Here is a 23,745-nt window from a genome sequence, read left to right as displayed (position 1 = left end):
GTCCCGGGCGGGGCTCCCGTCGGAGTCGCACATCAGCGCCGCGCCGCCGCCGAACACCTGGACGCCGCCGACGGGCCCGTCCGCGGCCGGGTGCCCGAGCAGGGCCTTGCGCTCGGGCGCCCGCCGGTCGTGGTCGCCAGGCGGGCGGGCGAGTACCGGGAACGGCGGGTCCCCGGCGCCGCGCAGGCCCGGGACGCGCGCGTCCCCCCTGCACGTTCTCCGTGCCGCGGTCCGCGAGGTCCCCGGTGACCAGCAGGACCGGCCACCGTGAGGTGGTCCGTCCAGGTGGTCCGTCGAACCACTGGTCACAGCCGCCCCCTCGGGGCCACCATGAGCGCGTGTCCGGCGCCCTGTGCCGACCGGACCCGGAACCACCGCCCGAGCCGCGCGAACCGGCTCGCGCGGCTCCCGCTGTCCGGGCAGGATGCTGCCCGTAGTCACCGTCACCACCGAGGGAGACCCGGATGACCGGCACCGCGCCCGCGCCCTTCACCGCCGACGACTACCGGGCCCGTATGGAACGGGCCGCGCGCGAGGCCGCCGACGCCGGACTCGCCGGGCTGCTCGTGGCCCCCGGACCCGACCTCGTCTGGCTCACCGGCTACGCGCCGCCCGCCGCCACCGAGCGGCTCACCCTGCTCGCCCTCGCCCCCGGCCACGACCCCGTCCTCGTCGTCCCCACCCTGGAGGCCCCGGACGCGGCGAAGGCGGCCGGGGCCCCGGCGCTCACCCTGCGGGACTGGACCGACGGCAAGGACCCCTACGCCGTCACCGCGGGGCTCCTCGAGGCGCGCGGCCGGTTCGGTGTCAGCGACAACACCTGGGCCCTGCACCTGCTGGGCCTGCAACGGGCCCTGCCCGGCACCTCCTACGCCGCCCTCACCGAAATCCTGCCGATGCTGCGGGCCGTCAAGGACCCGGCCGAACTGGAGCTGATGGCCGCCGCGGGCGCCGCCGCCGACCAGGTGTTCGAGGAGATCCGCACCGTGCCCTTCGCCGGGCGCCGCGAGGCCGAGGTCGGCGCCGACCTCGCCGGCCTGCTGCGCCGCTCCGGGCACTCCCAGGTCGACTTCACCATCGTCGCCTCCGGCCCCAACGGCGCCAACCCGCACCACGAGGTCGGCGACCGCGTCATCGAACGCGGCGACATGGTCGTCCTCGACTTCGGCGGCCTGAAGGACGGCTACGGCTCCGACACCTCCCGCACCGTCCACGTCGGGGAACCCACCGACGAGGAACGCCGGGTCCACGACCTCGTCCGCGAGGCCCAGGAGGCCGGTTTCCGGGCCGTACGCCCCGGGGTCGCCTGCCAGGAGGTCGACCGGGCCGCCCGCGCGGTCATCGCCGACGCCGGGTACGGCGCGTACTTCATCCACCGCACCGGCCACGGCATCGGCGTCACCACCCACGAGCCGCCGTACATGATCGAGGGCGAGGAACAGCCCCTCGTGCCCGGCATGTGCTTCTCCGTGGAGCCCGGCGTCTACCTGCCCGGCCGGTTCGGGGTACGCATCGAGGACATCGTCACCGTCACCGAGGACGGCGGCCGCCGGCTCAACGACACCACCCGCGAGCTGGTCGTCGTCGACTGAGCCCGCCCCGCGCACCCCCCAGGAGTCCCGCACCCACCCGAACGGCTACCACGCGATCATGACCCAGGCACCGACACCCACCGCGGACACTGTCCGCCGACTGGTCCGCGCGCTCCTGAAGGAGGGCGACCGCGGCGGACCGGGACCCCAGGTGCGGCCCGTCGCCGAGGAGGGCGGGCACTGGACCTGGTGGGTCGGCACCCGCCATGTGCTCAGGCTCGCCCCCGACCACGACGCCACCGTCCGTCAGCGCCGCGAACTGCGGCTGCGCGACCTCGTCCGCCCGCACGTACCCGTCGCCGTGCCGACCGGCGTCGCGCACGGCGAGTGGTCGCCCGGGCTCACCTACACCCTGGACACCAAGGTGCCCGGCGGCACCGCCGAGGAGCACGAGGTGTCCGCCGTCGGCGAGGCCGACCTCGCGGGCCTCCTCGGCGGGCTGCGCGAGGTGCCGCCCCGGCAGGCCGAGGCGATCGGCGTGCCGCGCACCGCGCCGCGCTCCCTGGAGGCGCTGCGCCGCATGGCCGTGGCCGCCGCCGGCACCCTCGCCCGCGCCGACGAGTTCGACCCCGGGCGCCTGCACCAGCTCACCCAGGCCGGCGCGGCCCAGCTCGCCGCGCAGCCCGCCACCGCCGTGCTCGTCCACCACCGGTTGCGCGGGGACCACCTCGTGGTGAGCGCCGACGGCCGGGTGCGGGGCGTCCTCGACTGGACGGACGCGGTGATCGGCGACCCCGCCGAGGACATCGCCGGACTCGCCCTCGCCGTGGGCTCCGGCGCCGCAGTCCGCGCCGCCACCCTCGCCGGCTACGGCGCCCGCGCCTGCCTGCGCGGCCTCTGGCTGGCCCGCTGCGACGCCGTCACCCGCCTCGCCGACCGCCTCACCGGCCACGGCACCACCCCGCTCCCCCTCCTGCACACCCAACTCCGCCACGCCTGGGAGCCGATCCTGCTGGAGCGGACGACGGAATTCCGGGAGGACGACGACTAGGGCGCCCGCAGGCGCCCCGCCAGGGGCGCGACCGGCCACGACGTACCCGTACCCGCACCCGGCAGCCGGACAGATCGCACCACCCCGGACCCCGCACCCCTCACTCCTGCAACAGCACCACGCACGACTCCGCGGGCACCTCCAACAGCCCGTCCGCCCCCGGCACGGAAACCGGCTCCCACGCCGCGAGCACCCGCGCCGGCCGCGGCCCCAGCGGAATCGCCGCGGGCGTCCCGCCCAGGTTCACCGCCACCCGCACGTCCCCGCGCCGGAAGGCGAGCCAGCGGACCCCGGCGTCCACGGCCACCTTGGTGTCCGCGAGGTCGGGATCGGTGAGGTCCGGCTGGGCGTGCCGCAGGGCGATCAGCTCGCGGTACCAGGCCAGCACGCGCGCGTGGGGCTCGCGCCGCGGCTCGGACCAGTCCAGACAGGAGCGGTCCCGGGTCGCCGGGTCCTGCGGATCCGGTACGTCCGCCTCGGCCCAGCCGTGCGCCGCGAACTCCCGGCGCCTGCCCCGCCGTACCGCCTCGGCCAGCCCGGGATCGGTGTGATCGGTGAAGTACTGCCAGGGCGTGCCCGCCGCCCACTCCTCGCCCATGAACAGCATCGGTGTGAACGGCGCGGTCAGCGTCAGCGCCGCCGCGCAGGCGAGCAGCCCCGGCGACAGGGCCGCCGCGAGCCGGTCGCCCTGCGCCCGGTTGCCGACCTGGTCGTGGGTCTGGGAGTAGCCCAGCAGCCGGTGCGCGGCGACGCGGGAGCGGTCCAGCGGTCGCCCGTGGTGCCGCTCCCGGAAGCCGGAGTACCCGCCGTCGTGGAAGTACCCGCCGGTGAGGGTCCGGGAGAGCGCGGCGAACGGATCGCGCGCGAAGTCGGCGTAGTAGCCCTGGGACTCCCCGGTGAGCGCGGTGTGCAGGGCGTGGTGGAAGTCGTCGTTCCACTGGGCGTGCAGCCCCAGTCCGCCCTCGTGGCGGGGCGTGATCAGACGCGGGTCGTTCAGGTCGGACTCGGCGATCAGGAACAGCGGCCGGCCCGTCTCCGCGGCGAGCGCGTCCACGGCCGCCGACAGCTCCTCCAGGAAGGGGTACGCGCGGGTGTCGACGAGCGCGTGCACCGCGTCCAGCCGCAGCCCGTCCAGCCGGTAGTCCCGCAGCCAGGCCAGCGCGCTGCCCAGCAGATACGCCCGCACCTCGTCCGAGCCGGGAGCGTCCAGGTTGACGGCGGCCCCCCAGGGCGTGTGGTGGCGCTCGGTGAAGTACGGGCCGAACTCGGGCAGGTAGTTGCCGGACGGGCCCAGGTGGTTGTGCACGACGTCCAGGACCACGCCCAGGCCGAGTCCGTGCGCCCGGTCGACGAACCGCTTCAGCCCCTCGGGACCGCCGTACGGCTCGTGCACCGCCCAGGGCGCGACCCCGTCGTAGCCCCAGCCGTGCCGCCCCGGGAACGGGCACAGCGGCATCAACTCGACGTGGGTGACACCGAGCTCGGCCAGATGTTCCAGGCGTCCGGCGGCCGCGTCCAGGGTCCCCTCGGCGGTGAACGTGCCCACGTGCAGCTCGTAGAGGACCGCCCCCGGCAGCGGGCGCCCCGACCACGGGACGCGCCAGTCGTAGCGGCCGTGGTCGACGACCGCGCTCAGCCCGTCCGGGCCGTCCGGCTGGCGGCGCGAGCGCGGGTCCGGGCGGACCGGGCCGTCGTCCACCGCGAAGCCGTACCGCGAGCCGTCCGCGGCCTGCGCCTCACCCGTCCACCAGCCGGCCCGCTCCGGATCCGGCCGCAGCGCGCGCGTGACGCCGTCGCACCGCAGCGTCACCCGGCCTGCCTGTGGTGCCCACACCTCGAACTGCACGGACGGTTCCCCTTACGTCTGCTCACCGTGATGTAGCCGGGTCCATCGTGCGGCATACGGCATCCGTCGAGCAGGTCAACACCCCCGTCGCGGGGGGTGTCTTCGGCCACGCGCGCGGGCAGGTGTTCACCCGTTTTCTGGACACCCGGGGTTCCCTGACCGACAATCACCAGCGTGACGTCGTCCTTCGAGGTGAACCCGTACCCCGCGCGGCTGTCCGACGCGGAGCGCGACAGGGCGCTGAAGGTGCTGCGTGACGGCGTCGCCATGGGCCGGCTGTCGCACGACACCTTCATCCGGCGCATGGAACTCGCGCTCGCCGCCCGCCGCTCCGACGAACTGGTCGCGCTCACCGCCGACCTGCCCAAGGAGAACCGGCTCTCCCGCGTGGTCTTCGGTTCCGTCGAGGCCGTCTCCGGGTTCACCGTGCGGCTGCGCCGGGCCTGGCAGGCCGAGCGGCTGCCCAAGCTGCTGCTGCCGCACCCCGGCACCGAACAGGCGCTGCGGATCGGCCGCGACCCCGTCAACGGGCTGCGGCTGACCCACGAGAGCGTCTCGCGGGTGCACGCCGAACTCACCCGCCAGGGCGGCATGTGGGTGCTGCGCGACCTCGGCTCCACCAACGGCACCACCGTCAACGGCCGCCGGGTCATCGGCGCGGCCGTCGTCCGCGAGGGCGACCAGGTCTCCTTCGGGAACATCGCGTTCCGCCTCTCCGTGAACTGAACCCGCCCGCCGCCGGAGTTCTCTCCCCCCCCCCCGCACCCGCTCGACCGGCTTGCCCGGGTAACAGCGGGTACGGCGGTGTTGACGTACCCCCGCGCCATGACTCAGGGTGCGTACACCGGATACGCCCGGTGAAGCGACGGCGCCGTCATGGAGGTGTGCCCTGCCGCCACTCCTCCGTTACCCGACCGTGGACGAACTCGCGGCCCGCGCCGCCGCCATCGCCGCCCGCCACCCCCGGGACGCCCGGCTGCGCCGCGTCGGGCTCTCCCGCGCGGGCACCCCGCTGTGGCTGCTCTCCGTCGGCCGGGGCACCCGGCAGGTCCTCGTCGTCGCCGGACCGCACGCCAACGAGCCCGTGGGCGGCGCCACCGCCCTCAGACTGGCCGACCGGGCCCTCGCCGACCCCCGGCTCACCGAGGGCGCCGACGCCACCTGGAACCTGCTGCTCTGCCTCGACCCCGACGGCCTGCGCCGCAACGAGGGCTGGCTGACCGGCCCGTACAGCCTCGGCCGTCACTTCCGGCACTTCTTCCGGCCCGGCTTCCTGGAACAGCCCGAGTGGCTGCCCGACGGGGCGGCCGCCGCCGCGCTCCCGGAGACCCGGGCGCTGCTCCGCCTCCAGGACGAACTGAAACCTTTCTTCCAGTGCTCGCTGCACGGCGTCGACGTCGGCGGCGGCTTCGTCGAACTCACCCGCGACCTGCCCGGCCTCGACCGCCGCATGGCCTACGCCGCCGCCCGGCTCGGCATCCCGCGCGAACTCGGCGCGTACGACGCCCTCCACTGGCCCGTGCTGGGACCCGCCGTCTACCGCATCCCGCCCCCGCGCCGGCGCGGCCTCGCCGCCGCCATCACCGAGGCCGCCGTCGAGTCGACCTGGTACCACCCGCACCGCCACGGCACGCTCACCGCGGTCGTCGAGGCGCCCATGTGGGGCGTGGCCGCCGTCGGGGACGGCTCCCCGCCCGCCGACCGGGACGCGGCGCTGCGCGCGGTGAGCGGCACCCTGCGCGAGGAGACCCGGCTGCTGGAGGACCTGCTCGCCCGGGTGCGGCCCCGGCTGCCCGGCACCCCCGAGGCCGACCGGCTGCTCGCGCCCGTCGACGACTACCTCCTGGTCTGCCCCGGGCTCGCCGACGCCTGGGACCCCGACACCGCCGACCCCGGGCGGCCCCTTCCGCCGCTCACCACCGCCCATCTGACGGCCCTGCGCATCGCGGGCCGGCGCATCGCCGTCCGCACGGCGGGCCTGCTGCACCAGCTCGTCACCGGCGCCGGGCAGGACCCCGCGGGTGCCCTGCCGGAGCTGGACGCGCTCATCGACCGCTGGTGCGCCGCCTTCCGGGACGACTGCCAGGCCCGCTGGATCCCCGTCGCCCGCCAGGTGGAGTACCAGGCGCGGGTGGTGCTCGCCGCGTTCGAACTGGCCGGCCGGCCCCCTCGGCCCACGCGTTCGGGTGAGCCGGACTGGGGAACCCAGGCCGCCGTGCCGATGCACCGGGAATGAGACACTCGCACTCCCTCGCCCCGGTGCCCCTGCGGCGCGCCCTGCTGCCGGCCGCGGCCGCCCTCCTCCTCGCCACCGGTGCCGCACCCGCCCGGGCCGCCGCCCAGGACCCCCAGCCCGCCAACTGGCTCCAGCTCTCGGTCACCCGCGACACCGCCCCCTCCGACGGCACCCGCGCCACCCTGCTGCTGTGCGGCCCGCCCCAGGGCCACCGGCGCGCCGCCGAGGCCTGCGACCAGCTCAACGCGGTGAACGGCGACCTCGCGGCCCTCCCGGCCGCCCAGGACACCGTCTGCACCCTCGTCTACGCGCCGGTGACGGCCCACGCGAGCGGACAGTGGAACGGCCGGGCCGTCGCGTACAGCCAGACCTTCTCCAACGCCTGCGAGATGGCGGCCCGCACCGGCGCGGTGTTCGCCCTGGACGACACCGCCGCCGACGCACCCGGAGCCTGACCGCGCCACGCCGGAGGGGCGGCGCGGGGCCCACGTGCCCTACGCCGCCCCCTCGCGCGCGTGCAGGGCCGCCGCCACGACGGTACGGCTCTGGTGCTCCACCTGGTGCTCCAGCGGCACCCAGCGCGCGCCGAAGCGCACGGCGAACGCGTCGCTCCACGTCCCGACGAGCTGCTCCAGCCGCGGCGCGGCGTGGTCGTCGCTCTCCTGGAGCACCCGCCACAGCATCGCCGCCGCCCTCAGCGGCAGCCTCCGGGCGAAGGCGTCCACACTGCCGACGTACGCCATCGTCGTGTCGGCGGGCGGGGTGTGGGTCCAGTCCGAGGCCAGGCCCGGCACCAGCTCCAGCCCCCACCGCGCCGCCCGCAGCAGCGGCCCGTCCACGCCCTCCAGCCGCGGCAGCGCCTCGGCGAGCACCTCCTCCACCTCCCGTGCGTCCCGCAGCAGCCGCTCCGCCAGCCGCCGGATCGCCGCGGCCGGCTCCGGGTGCGGCGCGGAGTCGTCCACCAGGTCGCTCGCCCACATCGGCACCTCCACCACCGCCGTCAGACCACCGTAGCGATGGGCGTGGTACCAGGTGCTGTGCCGGGCGTCGTCCGGCATGCTCGGGTACGCCGGGCCCGCGTCGGCGTCCGGCATCACCCGCACCCCCGGTCCGGAGGCCCGCCAGCCCGCCGCGTCCGAGGCGCCCGTCTCCACCGGGATGTGGAGCTGCGCCGCGGACTTCGCGAACGGCTCGGCGAGGCCCGGGATGTCCTTCGTCAGCTGCACCCAGCTGCCGCCCAGATCGGTGCCGTGCAGCGTCACCTGGAGGTAGGGCCGCAGTTCGTCGATGACCCGGGTCAGCGCACGGGTCTCGGGCGGCAGCCGGTCCGGCGGCAGCACGGCGGGCGACCACTCCGGCTGCTCGGGCCCCGCCGGCCGGAAGAACCCCAGGTGGTACTCCAGCAGGCTGCGCGGCGCGGGCGTGACATGCAGACTCGCGCCGTCCGGATCCGCGCACAGCAGGAAGTGCCAGGAGGTGCCGTTGCGCAACTCCCTCTCGTCCAGCACCCGTTCGGCCAGGGACAGCAGGGTCGGGCCACCGGTGGGCTCGTTGGCGTGGGCACCCGCGACGACCAGCACCGCCCGCCGGGCGCGCCCGACGGACAGCAGATGCAGCGGACGGCCCGCACGGGAGAGCCCCACCTGGCGCAGGGCGCACAGTCCGGGATGCCGCGCCGCCAGGGCCCGGACGCCGGCCGTCAGTTCGGTCACCGTGGGGTAGCGCAGCACCGGCAGGAGACTCACCCCCGTCATGTCCGACCGGCTTCGCTCTTCGCAGTACCCCACGGACTTGGTGAACTGTCAAGAACACGAAGGGGAGCCTCCGGGGGGCGCCCGGAAGCACGTGCCGCCGGGCCCGGCGACGGCTCGGCGGTCCCGCTCAGTCCGCGCGTTCCAGCAGCGCCACCGGCAGCTCCGCGAAGAGATCCGCCACGCGCGCGTACCCCTCGAACACCCGCCCCGGCACCAGGACGTCGGCCCACCGTCCCGGCGGCAGCGGCAGCCGGGTCTCCCGCCAGCCGCCCGCCGCCGCCAGCCGCAACGACAGCCGGGTCACCGCCGTGACCGTCTCCCCCGAGCGGGCGAAGGCCAGGCAGTGCTCCCCGGCCGGACCCTCGGCGGCCAGCGGCTCGTACGCCGCCGCCGTCCCGAAGGCGGCCGGACGGCGCCGGCGCAGCCGCAGCGCCGCCCGGGTCACCGCCGCCTTGGGACCGCTCTCCTCGGGCGGGAACCGCACGGGACGCCGGTTGTCCGGATCCACCAGGGCGCGGCACTCGTCCTCGGTGCCCTGATAGACGTCCGGCACCCCCGGCATCGTCAGATGCACCAGCGCCGTACCGAGCACATTGGCCCCGATGTGCGGCTCCAGCACCCGGCGCAGCGCCGCCACCCGCTCCCCGGGCGCCCCGCACGGGCCCGCCGCGACGAACGCGGCCACCGCCTCCTCGTACGGCGGCTCCTGCTCGGTCCAGCTCGTGTACAGGCCCGCCTCGCGCACATGCTTCAGCAGCGCCTCCCGGACGCGCTCCCCGTCCGCCGGGCCGAGCCCGAACACCGTCTGCCACGCCGCCCACGCGAGCTGACCGTCCGGCGTCTTCGCCTCCGCGCGCGCGACCTGCTCCAGGACCTCCGCCCAGCGCTCCGGGCACTCGGTGAGCACGGCCAGCGCGGCCCGTACGTCGGCGCTGCGCTTGGTGTCGTGCGTGGACACGACCGTGCCGCTCGCCGGCCAGTCGCGCTGCACGCGCGCGCAGTACGCGTGGAACTCCGCCGGGGACACCCCGGGGCGGCCCGGTTCGCCGCCCACCTCGTTCGCCGCGAGCAGCGGCACGTACCGGTAGAACGCGGTGTCCTCCACGGACTTGGCGCGCAGCGCGGACGCCGTCTGCGCGAACCGGGCCCGGAACTCCGCGCGCAGCGGCCCCCGGCCGCCGAGCACCAGCGCCCGCACCGCGTCGACGGCGCCGGCCTCCTCCGCCACCCTGAACGCCGCTCGGGCCTCCTCGGCCGCCTCCTCCGTGACCACGGCGGCGGCGTCGCCCGAGGCGTACGGCCGGTAGACCTCCATCCGGACCAGCAGCTCCTCCAGCGCCGTGCGCAGCGCCCAGGGCGCCCGGTCGCGCAGGACCGGTTCCGGGGCGTCCGCGCAGATCCGCGAGGCGAGCCGCGTCAGCCGGTCCCTTTCCGCCGCCAGCTCGTGCCCCAGGACCTCGTACGCCGCCCGCCGCGCGGTCGCCGCCCAGTCGCCGCCGCGGTCCGCCTGCGGGGCCGCGGAACGCCGGTAGAGGCCCAGCAGCTCCCGGGCGCCCGCGGGGTCCGTGAACAGCCCGTCGACGTGGCGCAGGGCGTCGTAGCCGGTGGTGCCGGCGACCGGCCAGGAGCGCGGCAGCCGCTCCCCGTCCGCGAGGATCTTCTCCACCACCGTCCAGCGGCCGCCGGTGGCCTCGTGCAGCCGCTCCAGATAGCCGTCGGGGTCGGCGAGGCCGTCCGGGTGGTCGATCCGCAGCCCGTCGAGGACGCCCTCGTGCAGCAGTCGCAGGACCGTGCCGTGGGTGGCCTCGAAGACCTCCGGGTCCTCCACCCGCACCCCGATCAGCTCGGAGATGCTGAAGAACCGCCGGTAGTTCAGCTCGGTGCGGGCCAGCCGCCACCACACCGGCCGGTACCACTGGGCGTCCAGCAGCTGCGGCAGCGGAAGCTCCGCGGTGCCCTCGCGGAGCGGCAGGACGTGGTCGTAGTAACGCAGCACCCCGCCGTCGACCCGCAGCCGCTCCAGTTCCGCGCCGACCGGGTGCCCGAGGACCGGGAGCAGCAGCCGTCCGCCGCCCGCCTCCCAGTCGATGTCGAACCAGCGCGCGTACGGCGACCCCGGACCCTCCCGCAGCACCTCCCACAGGGCGCGGTTGTGGCGCGGGCTCATCGCCATGTGGTTCGGCACGAGGTCCGCGACCAGCCCGAGCCCGTGCTCGCGCGCGGTGGCCGCCAGCGCCCGCAGCCCCTCCTCGCCGCCGAGCTCCTCGCGCACGCGCGCGTGGTCCACCACGTCATAGCCGTGCGGGGAGCCCGGGACGGCCTCCAGGACCGGCGAGAGGTGCAGATGCGACACACCGAGCGAGGCCAGGTACGGCACGGCGGCCGCCGCGGCGGCGAACGGGAACGCGGGCTGGAGCTGGAGCCGGTAGGTGGCCGTGGGCGTGACGGGAGCGGGGCGCGCAGGGGTCATGGAGACCTACGTACCCGCCCCGCCCGCTTTCCTGTCACCGGTCACCGGGTGGGCTCAGGCCGGCCGCTGCAGGACCGTCATGCTCCGGTCCGTCAGGGTCAGCCGGTCCCCGGCCTGCACCTTGCGGCCCGCGCCCGGCGCCACCGGCTCCGGGTCGGCGGTGTCCACGACGACCTGCCACTGGCGCCCGTGGTCGACCGGCACCACGAACTCCAGCTCCTTGGGGGAGGCGTTGAACAGCAACAGGAACGAGTCGTCGGTGATCCGCTCCCCGCGCGAACCCGGCTCCGAGATCGCGTTGCCGTTGAGGAACACCGACAGCGCCGAGGCCTGCGCCCGCTCCCAGTCCCGCTGGGTCATCTCCTCGCCCTCCGGGGTGAACCAGGCGATGTCCGACAGCTCGTCGTGGGTGCCCTCCACCGGCCGCCCGTGGAAGAAGCGCCGCCGCCGGAAGACGGGGTGCTCGCGGCGCAGCCGGGTGAGGGCGCGGGTGAAGTCCAGCAGCCCGCTGCCCTCCGCGGGCCAGTGCACCCACGCCAGCTCGCTGTCCTGGCAGTAGGCGTTGTTGTTGCCCCGCTGGGTCCGCCCGAACTCGTCCCCGTGGCTGATCATCGGCACTCCCTGGGACAGCAGCAGCGTGGCGACGAAGTTGCGCATCTGCCGCGCCCGCAGCTGAAGGACCCGCGCGTCGTCGGTCTCGCCCTCCGCCCCGCAGTTCCAGGACCGGTTGTGGCTCTCGCCGTCCCGGTTGTCCTCCCCGTTCGCCTCGTTGTGCTTGTCGTTGTACGCCACCAGGTCGTGCAGGGTGAACCCGTCGTGGCAGGTCACGAAGTTGATCGAGGCCAGCGGACGGCGGCCGTCGTCCTGGTAGAGGTCGGAGGAGCCGGTCAGCCGGGAGGCGAACTCCGCGAGGGTGCGCTGCTCGCCCCGCCACAGATCGCGCACGGTGTCCCGGTACTTGCCGTTCCACTCCGTCCACAGCGGCGGGAAGTTGCCCACCTGGTAGCCGCCCTCGCCCACGTCCCAGGGCTCAGCGATCAGCTTCACCTGGGAGACCACCGGGTCCTGCTGCACCAGGTCGAAGAACGAGGACAGCCGGTCCACCTCGTGGAACTGCCGGGCGAGCGTCGCCGCGAGGTCGAAGCGGAAGCCGTCCACATGCATCTCGGTCACCCAGTACCGCAGCGAGTCCATGATCATCTGGAGGACGTGCGGCGACCGCATCAGCAGCGAGTTCCCCGTGCCGGTCGTGTCCGTGTAGTAGCGGGCGTCCTCGGCCAGCCGGTAGTACTTCTGGTTGTCGATGCCCCGGAAGGACAGCGTCGGGCCCAGATGGTTGCCCTCGGCGGTGTGGTTGTAGACCACGTCGAGGATGACCTCGATGCCCGCCTCGTGCAGCGCCCGCACCGCCGACTTGAACTCCAGCACCTGCTGGCCCCGGTCGCCCCAGGAGGCGTACGCGTTGTGCGGGGCGAAGAAGCCGATCGTGTTGTAGCCCCAGTAGTTGTTCAGGCCCATGTCGACCAGCCGGTGGTCGTTGACGAACTGGTGCACCGGCATCAGCTCCAGCGCCGTCACCCCGAGCCCCGTCAGATGCTCGATCAGCGCCGGGTGCGCGAGGCCCGCGTAGGTGCCCCGCAGCTCCTCCGGCAGCCCCGGATGGAGCATCGTCAGGCCCTTCACATGGGCCTCGTAGATCACCGTGCGGTGGTACTCGGTGCGCGGCGGCCGGTCGTCGCCCCAGTCGAAGTACGGGTTGACCACCACCGACGCCATGGTGTGCGGCGCGGAGTCGAGGTCGTTGCGCCTCTCGGGTGAGCCGAAGGGATATCCGTACACCTCCTCGCCCCAGCGGACCGCGCCGGCGACCGCCTTCGCGTACGGGTCGAGCAGCAGCTTCGCCGAGTTGCACCGCAGCCCGCGCGCGGGGTCGTACGGACCGTGCACCCGGAAGCCGTAGCGCTGGCCGGGCATCACGCCCGGCAGGTACGCGTGCCGGACGAACGCGTCGCTCTCCCGCAGTTCCACCGCCGTCTCCGAGCCGTCGTCGTGCAGCAGACACAGCTCTACTCGGTCCGCGGCCTCCGTGAAGACCGCGAAATTCGTGCCGGCGCCGTCGTACGTGGCACCGAGGGGGTACGCCTCTCCTGGCCAGACCTGCATGAACCGACTCTTTCAGGTGTGCCGCCGACCCGGGGGCGCCTTGGCGCCCGAGTCTCGCGGAAACTGATGGAACCGCCTTCGACTTACTGCCCTCTTACCTGTCGACCAGTGCATACGCCGGGCATCCGGCGCGTGCCGCATTCAGTGGGGCAGACAGACGTACTCCCGGCAGCAGGGGGAGTAGGGGGCAATTGTGCGCACGACAGTGCGCCGCCACCTGGGCAAGGTGGTGGCGGGTACGGCCATCGCAGTGGCTTCGACAGCCGTGATGGTCGCGATCACCCTGCCGGGCACGGCGGGGGCGGACGACACGACAGGGCAGGGCGGGACCGCCCAAAGCGCCGGGCAGGCGGCCGCCGCCGGCGCCAGCGCCGCGGTGCCGCCGGGCGTCGTCCAGGCCGCGCCCGACGAGGGCGAGAAGGGCAAGGGCAGCGACCCGCTCACGGACGACGAGATGAAGCGGGCCGAGAGCGTCGCGCTCAGCAGGCAGGCGTTCAACGCCGCACAGAACGTCGAGGGCGAGCGCGGCCCGCAGCGCCTCGGCGTGGAGCTCGCCGCGCCCGACGCCGGCGAACTCGACGACCCGGACGCGCCCCGGCGCGCCGACGTCACGTTCTACGACTACAAGACCGACACGGTCGTCACCAAGACGGTCAACCTCGACACCGGCAAGGTGGAGAACACCGGCACCCAGCGCGGCGTCCAGCCGCCGCTGAGCGCCGACGAGCAGAACGAGGCGGCGCGGGTGCTCATCGCCGACCCGCTCGGCGCGGGCCTGAAGGCCGACTACAAGGACGCCACCGGCAAGGAGCTCACCTCCCCGGACCAGCTGGAGCTGTCCAGCATGATCTACCACTCGGTGCCGGGCGCCCAGCCGGCCGCACTCGACACCTGCGGTGCGCACCGCTGTGTCCGGCTGCTGCCGAAGGTGAAGAACGGTCCCTGGATCGACTCCCGGTCCCTGGTGATCGACCTCAGCGCCGGCAAGGTCACGAAGCTCAACGGCTGACACGGCCCCGCATCTCCACTCTTCCCACCCGCCACCTCCTGTCAGGGAGTCATGTCCTCATGCGCGTCACCAGAATGAGCCGTACCCAGAAGGGGGCGGCCTTCGGCCTGTCCCTGGCCGCGCTGGCCGCCGGCGCGACCGCCGGGGCCGGCCCCGCCGTCGCCCAGTCGAAGGCCGCGCCCGTGGCCGCGGCCGCCGCCGACTGCAGCGCCGCCTACCGCATCGAACAGAAGCTCTCCACCGGCACCACCTGGCGCATGTGCTGGCGCTACGAGGCCAAGTCCGGCCTCGTCCTGGAGAAGGTCTCCTACCAGCCGCCCGGCGAGCCCAAGCCGATCCGCGTCCTCAACAGCGCCAAGATCGCCCAGATCCACGTGCCCTACGACGACGGCAAGAACGAATACAACGACGTCACCGACTACAACTTCGGCGCCGGGCTGGTCAATCTGAAGCCCGCCGAGTGTCCCGGCGGCACGATCAAGACCATCAAGGTCCCCGAGACCGCCCCGGCCGACTCGAACGTCAAGGGCATGTGCACCACGACCCGGTCGCGCGGCCACGCCTACCGCATGCAGGCCGACAACAACAAGGTCTACCAGGCCCAGGGCAAGGACCTGCTGATCTACACGGTCAACAAGGTCGGCTGGTACGAGTACATGACCGAGTGGCGCTTCTCCGACGACGGCACCGTCAACATGAACGTCGGCGCCACCGGCAGCCTCTCGCCCTTCGACTACGACGCCGGTGACGGCCGCGGCTGGCCGATAGGCAACGGCTCCCAGGCCAAGGCCACCAGCCACAGCCACAACGTCTTCTGGCGGCTGGACTTCGGTCTCGACGGCTCCTCCGCGGGCCGGGTCGAGCAGTACGACTCGAAGGTCAGCGCCCCCGCGAGCGGCCAGCAGGGCCCGACCAACAAGACCACCCGCACCGCCGTCACCAAGGAACTCGCCGGCGACGCCAAGAACATGCGCTGGTGGCGCGTGGTCAGCGCCACCGGCAAGAACAAGGACGGGCACGCGCGCAGCTACGAACTCGTCCCCGGCGCCACCACCAAGTACTCCGGACGCAGCTTCACCCAGCACGACGTCTACTTCACCGAGTACAACAAGTGCGAGATGTACGCCAGCAACAACCCCCTCAACTGCGGTACGGGTCACCCGAAGAGCGTCGACGGGTGGGTCAACGGTCAGACCCTCAAGCACCCCGTGGTCTGGGTGAACGTGGGCTTCCACCACATCGCCCGTGACGAGGACCAGCAGCCCATGCCGGTCCACTGGCAGGGCTTCTCCATCGCCCCCCGGGACGTCACGGCCATGAATCCGCTCACACCGTCCGCGCTCAAGGACCAGAACGGCATCCCGCGCAACGGCGGTTGAGAAACGACCTGCCCATCCGGCTGCACCGCCGACCGGTCCCGGAGTACCCTTCCTTGATCGTTGAGACGGGGAGAGCTCGGGGGAGCGGAAGGCGGTGCTTGGGTGGGCTCGGGAGGGCTGGAGCTGCCCCCTGGTGACGAGGGTCACGAGGGGAACTCCACAGACGTCCCGCCCGGAACGGTGTCCCTGGCCCGGCCGATGGAGACCAACGCCATCGGCCCGGAGCTGGACTGGGACGCCGACGCGTGGCGCGAGGTGCGCACCCGCGCCCAGCGGGCCGGCCGGGCCTACATATGGCTGAACCTGGTCGAACAGCGGCTGCGCGCCGTGGTGGCCGCCGTGCTGCGGCCCATCTACGAACCCGTCCACGGCGACGAATGGGTGGTCGCCGCGGCCGGGCCGGCCGGCCAGGAATGGGTGCAGCGCGCGGTCGCGGTCCGCGAAGTCAGCCGACGCAAGGGCTACTTGCTCGACCCGGCCGACGACAACGTCATCTCCTTCCTGACGTTGCCCCAGCTGCGCGAGCTGATGGTGCAGCACTGGCCGTGCTTCGAGCCGTACCTCGACGACCGCCGGGACGTCGAACTCGCGCTGGACGAGCTGGAGGTGACCCGCAACGTCGTCTCCCGCAACCGGGCGCTCTCCGAGGCCGTCCTGGGCCAGGCCGAGCGGGCCTCGGCCCGCCTGCTGGAGATGCTCGGCACCGGCGGCGACGTGCCGTCCGCGCGCCGGCTGCCCGTGGACGCCGTCGAGGACCTCGTCGGCGACCGGTACGCGGACGTGGTCGCCGTGCACGCCGACCGGGTCCGGCTGCTGCGCCAGTTCCCCGCCGAGGACATCTTCGACGGCTCGCGCCGCATCGACGCCATCGGTATCGGCCTCAACCTGCTGGTGCAGAACTTCTCCGGCCGCCGTCTGGTCCGCCTCGCCGAGGCGGGCGCCCGGGTCCGGCTGCTCTTCCTCAACCCGGCCTCCAGCGCGGTCAAGCGCCGTGAGCGCGAACTCGGGATGAAACGGGGCGAACTCAGCCGCTCGGTGGAGATGAACATCCTCCACATGCGGCGCGTCCGCTCCCGGCTGCGCGACCCGGGCGCCTTCCAGATCCAGGTGTACGACGAGACGCCCCGCTTCACCGCCTACCTCGTGGACGGCGACGGCACCGACGGCGTCGCGGTCGTCCAGTCCTATCTGCGGCGCATGCGCGGCATGGAGGCGCCGGTGCTGGTGTTGCGCGGCGGCAACCGGGTGGTGAAGCCGGGCGAGGTGGACGAAGGGGGTCTGTTCGCGGCCTACCGCGAGGAGTTCGAGCTGGCCTGGGTGGATTCGCGCCCTGTGTCCTGATTCATCCCTAGGTGTCGCCCGCCGTGTCCGTCCCCTCGGAGGCCTCCTCGGCCGTCTCCTCGGCCCTCTCCTCGCGGTCGTGGGGGTGACGCGGTCCCCTGATTGTCAGTGCCCCGTGCGAAGGTGGGGACCACAAGGGGGAAAGCACCACCGAGAAGGGGGGCCGCCATGGCCTGGTACCAGGAGCTGCTCGTCGGCTTCGACCTGGAGACGACCGGGACGGATCCGCGCGAGGCGCGCATCGTCACGGGCGCCGTGATCGAGGTCGGGGACGGACAGGTCCTCGGGCGCAAGGAGTGGCTGGCGGACCCGGGGGTGGAGATCCCGGCCGACGCGGTCGCCGTGCACGGGATCAGCAATGAGCGGGCCGCCGCCGAGGGTGCTCCCGCCGACCGGGTGGCGGACGCGATCGCGGACGTCCTCACCGGCTACTGGCGCACCGGCGTCCCGGTCGTCGCCTACAACGCCACCTTCGACCTGACCCTGCTCTCCGCCGAACTGCGCCGCCACGGTCTGCCGTCCCTGCGTGAGCGACTCGGCGGACTCGACCCGGCACCGGTCGTCGACCCGTACACCATCGACCGCTGGGCCGACCGCTACCGCCGCGGCAAGCGCAACCTCGAAGCGGTCTGCGCCGAGTACGGCGTCACCCTCGACTCCGCCCACGACGCCTCCGCCGACGCCCTCGCCGCCGCCCGGCTGGCCCGCGCGATAGCCGTCCGCCACCCCAAGGTCGGCGCCCTCGGCCCGGCGGAGCTGCACCGCCGCCAGATCGAGTGGTACGCGGACTGGGCGGCGGACTTCCAGAACTTCCTGCGCCGCAAGGGCGAGACGGACGCGGTGGTGGACGGCTCCTGGCCGGTCCGCGAACCGGCGGACAGCGGCGTCATGTAGGACGGGTTCAGAAGGGATACCAGCGCACGGCCGCGTCCCCGTCCCGCAGTGACGCCACCCTCCGCTCGAACTCCCTCAACGCCTTGGGGTTGGCGGGTGCGTGCTGGGCGACCCAGGCACAGCTCGCCGTCTCCCGCGCCCCGCGCAGGACCGCACAGCCCTCCCACTCCCGTACGTCCCAGCCGTAGGCCGCGGTGAAGGAGTCATAGGCGTCGGCGGGCAGCCCGTAGCGGTCGCGGGAGAGCGCCATCACCACCAGGTCGTGCTCGCGCAGATCCGACGAGACCGTCTCCAGGTCGACCAGGACCGGGCCGTCGGGACCCACGTGCACATTGCGCGGCAGCGCGTCGCCGTGGATCGGGCCCGGTGGCAGCCGGGGGACCAGCGCGGCCGCGGCCGCCGCGAAGCCGTCGCGGCGCTCGCGCAGATACGCCGCGTCCGCCGGGTCGATCGCGTCGCCGGCGAGCCGCAGCCAGCGCTCCACCCCGGACAGCAGATCCCGGGGCGGCAGCCCGAAGGAGGGGACGGGCAGAGCGTGCAGTGTCCGCAGCAGTGCGGCCAGATCCCGCGGCCCGGCCGGCCGTACGGCGTCGGGCAGCCGGTGCCACACCGTCACCGGATGCCCCGCCACGAGCAGTGGCTCGGCCTCGGCCGCCCGTACGGCCGGGACACCGGCCTGCGCCAGCCAGCCGGCGACGTCCAGCTCGCGGCGCGCCCGGCCCAGGAGTTCGGCGTCCCGGCCCACCTTGACCACCAGGTCACCGGCGGCGAACACCGCGTTCTCCCCCAGGGCGAGGAGCCGGGCGTCCCCCGCCGGACCGCGCAGCACCCCCGCCGCGGCCAGTACGTCCCGCGCCCTTGCCTCGTCCACCATCCGCCTCCGTCGCCTCGGTCGATTCCGGCCAGTCTCGCATCGACCGGCAGGTGCGGGACCGCCGTAATGGATGAGGCAGGACGTTCCGTCTCGCCCAGTGCCGCCCTCGTCCTCGTCGACGACCCCGAGGTCGCCGGCCGGCTCCGGCGGATCCGGGCGGAGACGGCCGAGGAGGGCGGCCCCCGGCGGGCGGCCGACCTCATCGAGGCCGAACTGGCCGCCCGGCGCCGGTGGTCCGCGCCGACCCACACCGAGGGCCCGTCGGTTCCCCTGCGACCGACGGGCCCCCGGATCACGCGGCCGGGATCAGACGGGCAGCCGTTCGCCCTCGTCGTCGCGCGCGCCGCCGCCCGCGACGGCCTCCGGCGACTCGTCGTGCGTCATGTCCGGCAGCCAGCCCAGCCAGGCGGGCAGGTACCAGTTGCGCTCGCCGAGCAGCGCCATCACCGCCGGGAGCAGCACACCCCGGATGATCGTCGCGTCGATCAGCACGGCCGCCGCCAGGCCCACACCCATCTGCTTCATGGACTGCATGGACAGCGTCCCGAAGATCGCGAACACGGCGACCATGATGACGGCGGCGCTGGTCACGACCCCCGCCGTGGTGACCACACCGTGCTGGATGGCCTCGTTCGTGCTGCGGCCCCGCATCCGCGCCTCACGGATCCGGGAGACGACGAACACGTGGTAGTCCATCGACAGACCGAACAGGATCACGAAGAGGAACAGCGGCAGCCAGGTGATGATCGCGCCGACGCCCTCCGCACCCACCAGCGAGGCACCCCAGCCGTGCTGGAAGACGGCGACGAGGATGCCGTAGGCGGCCCCCACCGACAGCAGGTTGAGCGCGATCGAGGTGATCGCGACCGTCAGCGAGCGGAACGACAGCAGCATCAGCAGGAAGGCGAAGACCACCACGAACGCGAAGACCGGGACGACCGAGCCGATCAGCTGGTCGTTGAAGTCCTGGTTGCCCGCGACCTGACCGGTGATCGGTGCCTCGACCCCGTCGACCTTGCCGAGCGTGGCCGGCCGTACCTTGTCGCGCAGGATGTCCAGGCTCGCCCCCGCCTTGTCCTGGTCGGAGCCGCCGACCAGCGGGACGTAGACGAACGCGACGTTCTGCGCGTCGTGCAGCTTGATCTCGACCGGGCCGCGCGAGGCACCCGAGGAGACCGCCTGCTCCTTGAACCGGGCCAGCGCGTCCTTCACCGCGGCGGAGTTGATGTCGTCCGCCTTGACGACGACCGTGGCCGGCTCGGAACCGCCCGGGAAGGCCTCGTTGACCCGGTTGTACGTCTGCACGATCGGCAGCGAGTCGCCGAACTCCTGGTCCAGGGTGAGGTTCTGCGTCTTCATGCCGAGCGCCGGAGCCGTGACGGCCAGCAGCGCGCCGGCCGCGACCACCACCGAGACGACGGGCTTGGCGAGCACCCCCTTCAGGACGGCCGACCAGAACCGGCTGCCCTCGTTGACCGCGCTCACGCGGCGCCGCTTCAGGAACGGCAGACGGCCCTTCTCCACCCGCTCGCCGAGCAGCGACAGCAGCGCGGGCAGCACGGTCACCGAACCGACCATCGCCACCGCCACCACCATCAGCGAGGCCAGGCCCATCGCCTCGAACCCGACGAGACCCGTGAACAGCATGCCCGCCATCGCCACACACACCGTGACACCGGAGACGATCACGGCCCGGCCGCTGGTCGCCGCGGCGATCCTGAGTGCGGTCCCCGCGTCCCGCCCCGCGGCCCGTTCCTCGCGCTCCCGGCGCAGATAGAACAGGCAGTAGTCGACCCCCACGGCCAGACCCACCAGCAGCATCACCGAGCTGGCGGTGTCGTCCATCGGGTGGACGTGGCTGACGATCGCCATCAGACCGGTCGTCGCCATGATCGCGGTGAGCGCCAGCGCCACCGGCAGCAGCGCGGCCACCAGCGCGCCGAACGCGATCAGCAGGATGCCCAGCGCCACCGGCACCGCCGAGTACTCGGCCTGCTGGAAGTCGTCGCCGAACGCGTCGTCGAACGTCTTCCTCATGCTCGCGCCGCCGATCTCCTCGATCCGCAGCGAGGAGTGCTCCTTCTGCACCCCGGCGACCGCCTTCAGCACCGGCTCGACCCGCTCGCCGGCCGTGTCGGAGTCACCGCGCATGTCGAACCGCACGAGCGCGCTGCGCCCGTCCTTCGAGATCGTGTGCGTGTCGTACGGCGAGGACACGTCGGTGACCTTGCCGGTCCCCTCCACCGCCCTGACGATCGCGGCGACCGCGGAGCGGAACTCGGGGTCGGTGGCCTTGAGCGAGCCGTCCTTCGCCTGGACGAGCACGGTCTCGCCGGCCGGCTCCTCGATCCCCGCGTCCTCGACGATCCGCGCCGCGGTGTGCGTCTCGCCCTTCAACTGGTCGCTGTCCTGGACGTCGACCCTGCCCATGGCCGACCCGATGCCCATCGCCAGGACGACGAACAGCACCCAGATGCCGACGGCGGCCCATCGGTGGCGTGCACTCCAGCCGCCGGCCCGGGCCGCCAGGCCCCGTACCCGCGTATCTCCATGTGCCATGACGGGCCTGCCCCCTCGTGAGCGGTGACAGCCCCCTGCCGCCACCTTCCGATTCGAAGGTATGGGCTGGATAAGGCCTTCTCGTCGTGCTCCCCGGTGAAGTACGGGCGCGCGGGGTCCTCCCCTCGGAGCGGACCGGCTCACCACTGGGAAGGAGGTGGCCCCCTACATCTATCTTCCGGTCTGAGGGACGGGCACCAGGGTTCGGCTCCGCGGCCTCCGCCCCCGAACGCCTAGGGTGAGGGCATGAAGACGACGTATGCCGCCCTGCTCCGCGGGATCAACGTGGGCGGAGCCAGAAAGCTCCCGATGGCCGACCTGCGCACCCTCATGCAGGGGCTCGGGTACGGCGACGTCCGCACCTACCTCCAGAGCGGCCAGGCGGTCTTCTCCTCGGCCCACGGCGACGAGCAGAGCCTCGCCGCCGAACTGGCCGCGACGATCGCGCAGGAGTGCGGCTTCGACGTCGACGTCCTCGTCCGCGACCACGCATACCTGAAGACGGTCGCCGAGGCCTGCCCGTTCCCCGCCGCCGACCTCCAGCCCAAGCAGCTCCACATCACCTACTTCTCCGCGCCCGTCGACGCCGAGCGCTTCGCCGAGATCGACCAGGCCGCCCACCTGCCCGAGGAGTTCCGCCTCGGCGACCGCGCCCTCTACCTGTACGCCCCCGACGGCCTCGGCCGCTCCAAGCTCGCCGAGCTGCTGTCGCGGCCCCGCTTCACCAAGGGGCTGGTGGCGACCAGCCGGAACTGGAACACCGTCGTCAAACTGGTCGAGATGACGCAGCCGTAGGCTCGTCCCATGCGCTACATCATCATCGGGGCAGGGGCGGTCGGCGGCACCGTCGGCGGACGGCTGGCGGAGGCCGGACAGGAAGTCGTCCTGGTCGCCCGGGGCGCCCACGCGGCGGCGCTGCGGGAGGGCGGGCTGCGGCTGAGGGTGCCGCAGGGCGAGCTGACCCGGCGGCTGCCCGTCGTCGGCGGACCGAGGGAACTGGGCGTGCTGCGCGCCGACGACGTCCTCGTCCTCGCCGTGAAGACCCAGGACAGCGAGGCGGCCCTCGGCACTTGGGGCCCGGCCCCCGTCGAGGGCGGCGGCACGGCCGCCATGGGGGTACCTCCCGCTCGAGCGTAGCCGAGAGTGGGGGAAGCTGGCGCTGGTCTGCGCGCAGAACGGCGTCGAGAGCCAGCGCCTGGCCATGCGCCGCTTCCGGCGGGTGTACGGCGTCTGCGTCCGGCTGCCCTCCACCCATGTCGAACCCGGTGTCGTCTCCGCCGCCGGCAGCCCGCTCACCGGCATCCTCCACCTCGGCCGGCACCCGCACGGCACCGACGACACGGCCCGCCACATCGCCGCCGACCTGGAGAAGGCGCACTTCGAGGCCCCGGTCGTCGAGGACGTGGCCCGCTGGCAGTACGCCAAGCTGCTGTCCAACCTGGGCAACGCCCTGGAGGCGGTGGCCGGCAATCCGGTCGGCGACCCGCGGGCCGAGGCGCTGTTCGCCCGGGTCCGGGCAGAGGGCGCGGCCGTCCTCGACGCGGCGGGCATCGCCCACGCGAGCCCCGACGAACAGCGCGCCGTACGCGGCGACAAGGTCACCCTCGTCCCCTTGGACGGCGTCCCGCGTGGCGGCGGCTCCTCCTGGCAGTCCCTGAGCCGCGGCGCCGGCACCATAGAGGCCGACTACCTCGACGGTGAGATCGTCCTCCTCGGCCGGCAGCACGGCGTCCCGACCCCGCTGAACGAACTCCTCCAGCGGCTGGCGAACGAGTTCGCCCGGGCGGGAAGGGCGCCGGGAACACTGCCGGTGGCCGAGTTGACACGACTGGCCGACGAGGCGGAGACACCCCACCGCTGACCTGCGGCCGGCGGCGGGGCGGGGCTTTCAGGCTCCGACCGCAGCCAGCGCCGGCGTCCGGGCCGCGTCGTACCGCTGCAGCAGCACCCGCGCCACCTCCGGGGCCGGGCCCAGCACCTCGGCCAGGACGTCCGCCTGCGCCGCGCCCCGCGCGATGCGGTCGGGCAGGAACCCCGGTGCCAGGACGTAGGGGGCGACGGCGACCCGCTCGCAGCCGAGCGCCCGCAGGTCACGCACCGCGTCCTCGGTGCGCGGCAGGGACGCGGAGGCGAACGCGGGCCGCACGGCGCACCAACCGGTGTGCCGCCACTCCCGCGCGATTGCTGCGATCACCGCGATCGCCTCCGGGTCCGTGGACCCCGCCGAGGCCAGGACGACCCCGGTCGAGGGCTTGTCGGCGGGCGTCAGGCCCGCCTCGTACAGCCGTCGCTCCAGCGCCCGCAGCAGCAGGGGCGACGGGCCGAGCACCTCGGCCTGCCGGATCCGCAGCTGCGGCGGCGCGTCGCGCAGGACCGCCGGGATGTCCGCCTTCGCGTGGAAGGCGCGGGTGAGCAGCAGCGGGAGGGCGACGACCTCCCGGACGCCCTCGGCCGCCAGGGACTCCAGCACCCCGTGCACGGACGGCAGGGTGAAGTCCAGGAAGCCGGTCTCCACGCGCAGCCCCGGCCGCAGCGACCGCACCCGTCGGACGAGGGCGTGCACGGTCGCGGCGTGCCGCGGATCGCGGCTGCCGTGGGCGACGACGAGGAGGACCGGCTCGGTGCGCATCCGGCGGA

At 73.8% G+C, this 23,745-nt stretch carries 17 protein-coding genes and 2 pseudogenes; 12 read left to right on the top strand and 7 right to left on the bottom strand.

What is annotated here, in order from left to right; all coding sequences use genetic code 11:
- Positions 1-464 precede the first annotated feature (464 nt).
- Complete coding sequence (locus tag AQJ58_RS08195; RefSeq protein WP_067246705.1) at positions 465-1,592, top strand: aminopeptidase P family protein; 1,128 nt, start codon at positions 465-467, stop codon at positions 1,590-1,592.
- A gap of 58 nt (positions 1,593-1,650) precedes the next feature.
- Positions 1,651-2,583: an aminoglycoside phosphotransferase family protein gene (locus AQJ58_RS08190; protein WP_067246703.1), complete on the top strand. Its 933-nt coding sequence runs from the start codon at positions 1,651-1,653 to the stop codon at positions 2,581-2,583.
- A gap of 100 nt (positions 2,584-2,683) precedes the next feature.
- Here the strand turns inward: AQJ58_RS08190 and treZ are convergent, their stop codons facing one another.
- Positions 2,684-4,429, bottom strand: coding sequence for a malto-oligosyltrehalose trehalohydrolase (gene treZ, locus AQJ58_RS08185; RefSeq protein ID WP_067246700.1), 1,746 nt, complete (start codon positions 4,427-4,429; stop codon positions 2,684-2,686).
- A gap of 174 nt (positions 4,430-4,603) precedes the next feature.
- Here treZ and AQJ58_RS08180 point away from each other — a divergent pair, with 174 nt between their 5' ends.
- The 3 genes from AQJ58_RS08180 (at position 4,604) to AQJ58_RS08170 (ending at position 7,120) form a co-directional block, all read left to right on the top strand.
- Positions 4,604-5,155, top strand: a complete 552-nt coding sequence (locus tag AQJ58_RS08180; protein WP_067246699.1) for an FHA domain-containing protein — start codon at positions 4,604-4,606, stop codon at positions 5,153-5,155.
- A 190-nt stretch (positions 5,156-5,345) separates the two neighbouring features.
- Positions 5,346-6,665 (top strand): M14 family zinc carboxypeptidase, encoded by a 1,320-nt coding sequence (locus tag AQJ58_RS08175; protein WP_067246696.1) that lies wholly within the window; start codon positions 5,346-5,348, stop codon positions 6,663-6,665.
- The gene (locus tag AQJ58_RS08170) at positions 6,662-7,120 is read left to right on the top strand and encodes an SSI family serine proteinase inhibitor (RefSeq protein WP_067246693.1); all 459 of its coding nucleotides are present in this window, start codon (positions 6,662-6,664) and stop codon (positions 7,118-7,120) included. Before AQJ58_RS08175 ends, AQJ58_RS08170 begins: the two co-directional genes overlap by 4 nt.
- Positions 7,121-7,159: 39 nt before the next feature.
- Here AQJ58_RS08170 and AQJ58_RS08165 read toward each other — a convergent pair whose 3' ends face one another.
- From AQJ58_RS08165 to glgX, 3 genes are all read right to left on the bottom strand, one after another.
- Positions 7,160-8,410: a M14 family zinc carboxypeptidase gene (locus AQJ58_RS08165; RefSeq protein ID WP_067246690.1), complete on the bottom strand. Its 1,251-nt coding sequence runs from the start codon at positions 8,408-8,410 to the stop codon at positions 7,160-7,162.
- 136 nt (positions 8,411-8,546) lie between these two features.
- A complete protein-coding gene (gene treY, locus AQJ58_RS08160) occupies positions 8,547-10,889 on the bottom strand; it encodes a malto-oligosyltrehalose synthase (protein WP_067246687.1) in 2,343 nt (780 codons plus the stop codon).
- A 54-nt stretch (positions 10,890-10,943) separates the two neighbouring features.
- Positions 10,944-13,052: a glycogen debranching protein GlgX gene (gene glgX / locus AQJ58_RS08155; protein WP_067246684.1), complete on the bottom strand. Its 2,109-nt coding sequence runs from the start codon at positions 13,050-13,052 to the stop codon at positions 10,944-10,946.
- Positions 13,053-13,245: 193 nt separating this feature from the next.
- Between glgX and AQJ58_RS08150 the strand changes: the two genes are divergently transcribed.
- The 4 genes from AQJ58_RS08150 (at position 13,246) to AQJ58_RS08135 (ending at position 17,675) form a co-directional block, all read left to right on the top strand.
- On the top strand, positions 13,246-14,061 hold the full coding sequence (locus AQJ58_RS08150) for a Tat pathway signal sequence domain protein (protein WP_067246681.1): 816 nt from the start codon (positions 13,246-13,248) through the stop codon (positions 14,059-14,061).
- Between the two features lie 59 nt (positions 14,062-14,120).
- Entirely contained in the window at positions 14,121-15,440 is a 1,320-nt protein-coding gene (locus AQJ58_RS08145; RefSeq protein ID WP_067246679.1) for a copper amine oxidase, read from the top strand.
- A 102-nt stretch (positions 15,441-15,542) separates the two neighbouring features.
- Positions 15,543-16,781: an SAV2148 family HEPN domain-containing protein gene (locus AQJ58_RS08140; RefSeq protein WP_067246677.1), complete on the top strand. Its 1,239-nt coding sequence runs from the start codon at positions 15,543-15,545 to the stop codon at positions 16,779-16,781.
- 168 nt (positions 16,782-16,949) lie between these two features.
- Complete coding sequence (locus AQJ58_RS08135) at positions 16,950-17,675, top strand: 3'-5' exonuclease (RefSeq protein ID WP_067246675.1); 726 nt, start codon at positions 16,950-16,952, stop codon at positions 17,673-17,675.
- A gap of 7 nt (positions 17,676-17,682) precedes the next feature.
- Here the strand turns inward: AQJ58_RS08135 and AQJ58_RS08130 are convergent, their stop codons facing one another.
- Positions 17,683-18,546 (bottom strand): phosphotransferase enzyme family protein, encoded by an 864-nt coding sequence (locus AQJ58_RS08130; RefSeq protein ID WP_067247715.1) that lies wholly within the window; start codon positions 18,544-18,546, stop codon positions 17,683-17,685.
- Between the two features lie 99 nt (positions 18,547-18,645).
- Between AQJ58_RS08130 and AQJ58_RS42365 the strand changes: the two are divergent.
- Positions 18,646-18,777: pseudogene (locus AQJ58_RS42365) on the top strand (macrolide-inactivating glycosyltransferase); the annotation flags it as partial.
- Between the two features lie 78 nt (positions 18,778-18,855).
- Here the strand turns inward: AQJ58_RS42365 and AQJ58_RS08125 are convergent.
- Positions 18,856-21,108, bottom strand: coding sequence for an MMPL family transporter (locus tag AQJ58_RS08125; protein WP_067246673.1), 2,253 nt, complete (start codon positions 21,106-21,108; stop codon positions 18,856-18,858).
- Between the two features lie 246 nt (positions 21,109-21,354).
- Between AQJ58_RS08125 and AQJ58_RS08120 the strand changes: the two genes are divergently transcribed.
- Complete coding sequence (locus tag AQJ58_RS08120; RefSeq protein WP_067246670.1) at positions 21,355-21,903, top strand: DUF1697 domain-containing protein; 549 nt, start codon at positions 21,355-21,357, stop codon at positions 21,901-21,903.
- Positions 21,904-21,912: 9 nt separating this feature from the next.
- Positions 21,913-22,969 (top strand): annotated as a pseudogene (locus AQJ58_RS08115) (ketopantoate reductase family protein).
- A gap of 27 nt (positions 22,970-22,996) precedes the next feature.
- On the opposite strand, the gene AQJ58_RS08110 reads toward AQJ58_RS08115, so the two are convergent.
- Positions 22,997-23,737, bottom strand: coding sequence for a sirohydrochlorin chelatase (locus AQJ58_RS08110; protein ID WP_067246667.1), 741 nt, complete (start codon positions 23,735-23,737; stop codon positions 22,997-22,999).
- Between the last annotated feature and the right edge of the window lie 8 nt (positions 23,738-23,745).

Origin of the sequence: Streptomyces sp. DSM 15324 (genome assembly GCF_001514285.1) — a bacterium.
Lineage (GTDB): Bacteria > Actinomycetota > Actinomycetes > Streptomycetales > Streptomycetaceae > Streptomyces.
The sequence above is the reverse complement of the archived record's forward strand: the minus strand, read 5'-3'. Positions and strand labels throughout refer to the sequence as shown.

Bases quoted from the DNA above. Each gene is read 5' to 3' on its own strand.
- AQJ58_RS08195 (WP_067246705.1), top strand. From the start codon at position 465: ATGACCGGCACCGCGCCCGCGCCCTTCACCGCCGACGACTACCGGGCC.
- AQJ58_RS08190 (WP_067246703.1), top strand. From the start codon at position 1,651: ATGACCCAGGCACCGACACCCACCGCGGACACTGTCCGCCGACTGGTC.
- AQJ58_RS08170 (WP_067246693.1), top strand. From the start codon at position 6,662: ATGAGACACTCGCACTCCCTCGCCCCGGTGCCCCTGCGGCGCGCCCTG.
- treY (WP_067246687.1), bottom strand. From the start codon at position 10,889: ATGACCCCTGCGCGCCCCGCTCCCGTCACGCCCACGGCCACCTACCGG.
- glgX (WP_067246684.1), bottom strand. From the start codon at position 13,052: ATGCAGGTCTGGCCAGGAGAGGCGTACCCCCTCGGTGCCACGTACGAC.
- AQJ58_RS08145 (WP_067246679.1), top strand. From the start codon at position 14,121: ATGCGCGTCACCAGAATGAGCCGTACCCAGAAGGGGGCGGCCTTCGGC.
- AQJ58_RS08135 (WP_067246675.1), top strand. From the start codon at position 16,950: ATGGCCTGGTACCAGGAGCTGCTCGTCGGCTTCGACCTGGAGACGACC.
- AQJ58_RS08125 (WP_067246673.1), bottom strand. From the start codon at position 21,108: ATGGCACATGGAGATACGCGGGTACGGGGCCTGGCGGCCCGGGCCGGC.
- AQJ58_RS08120 (WP_067246670.1), top strand. From the start codon at position 21,355: ATGAAGACGACGTATGCCGCCCTGCTCCGCGGGATCAACGTGGGCGGA.
- AQJ58_RS08110 (WP_067246667.1), bottom strand. From the start codon at position 23,737: ATGCGCACCGAGCCGGTCCTCCTCGTCGTCGCCCACGGCAGCCGCGAT.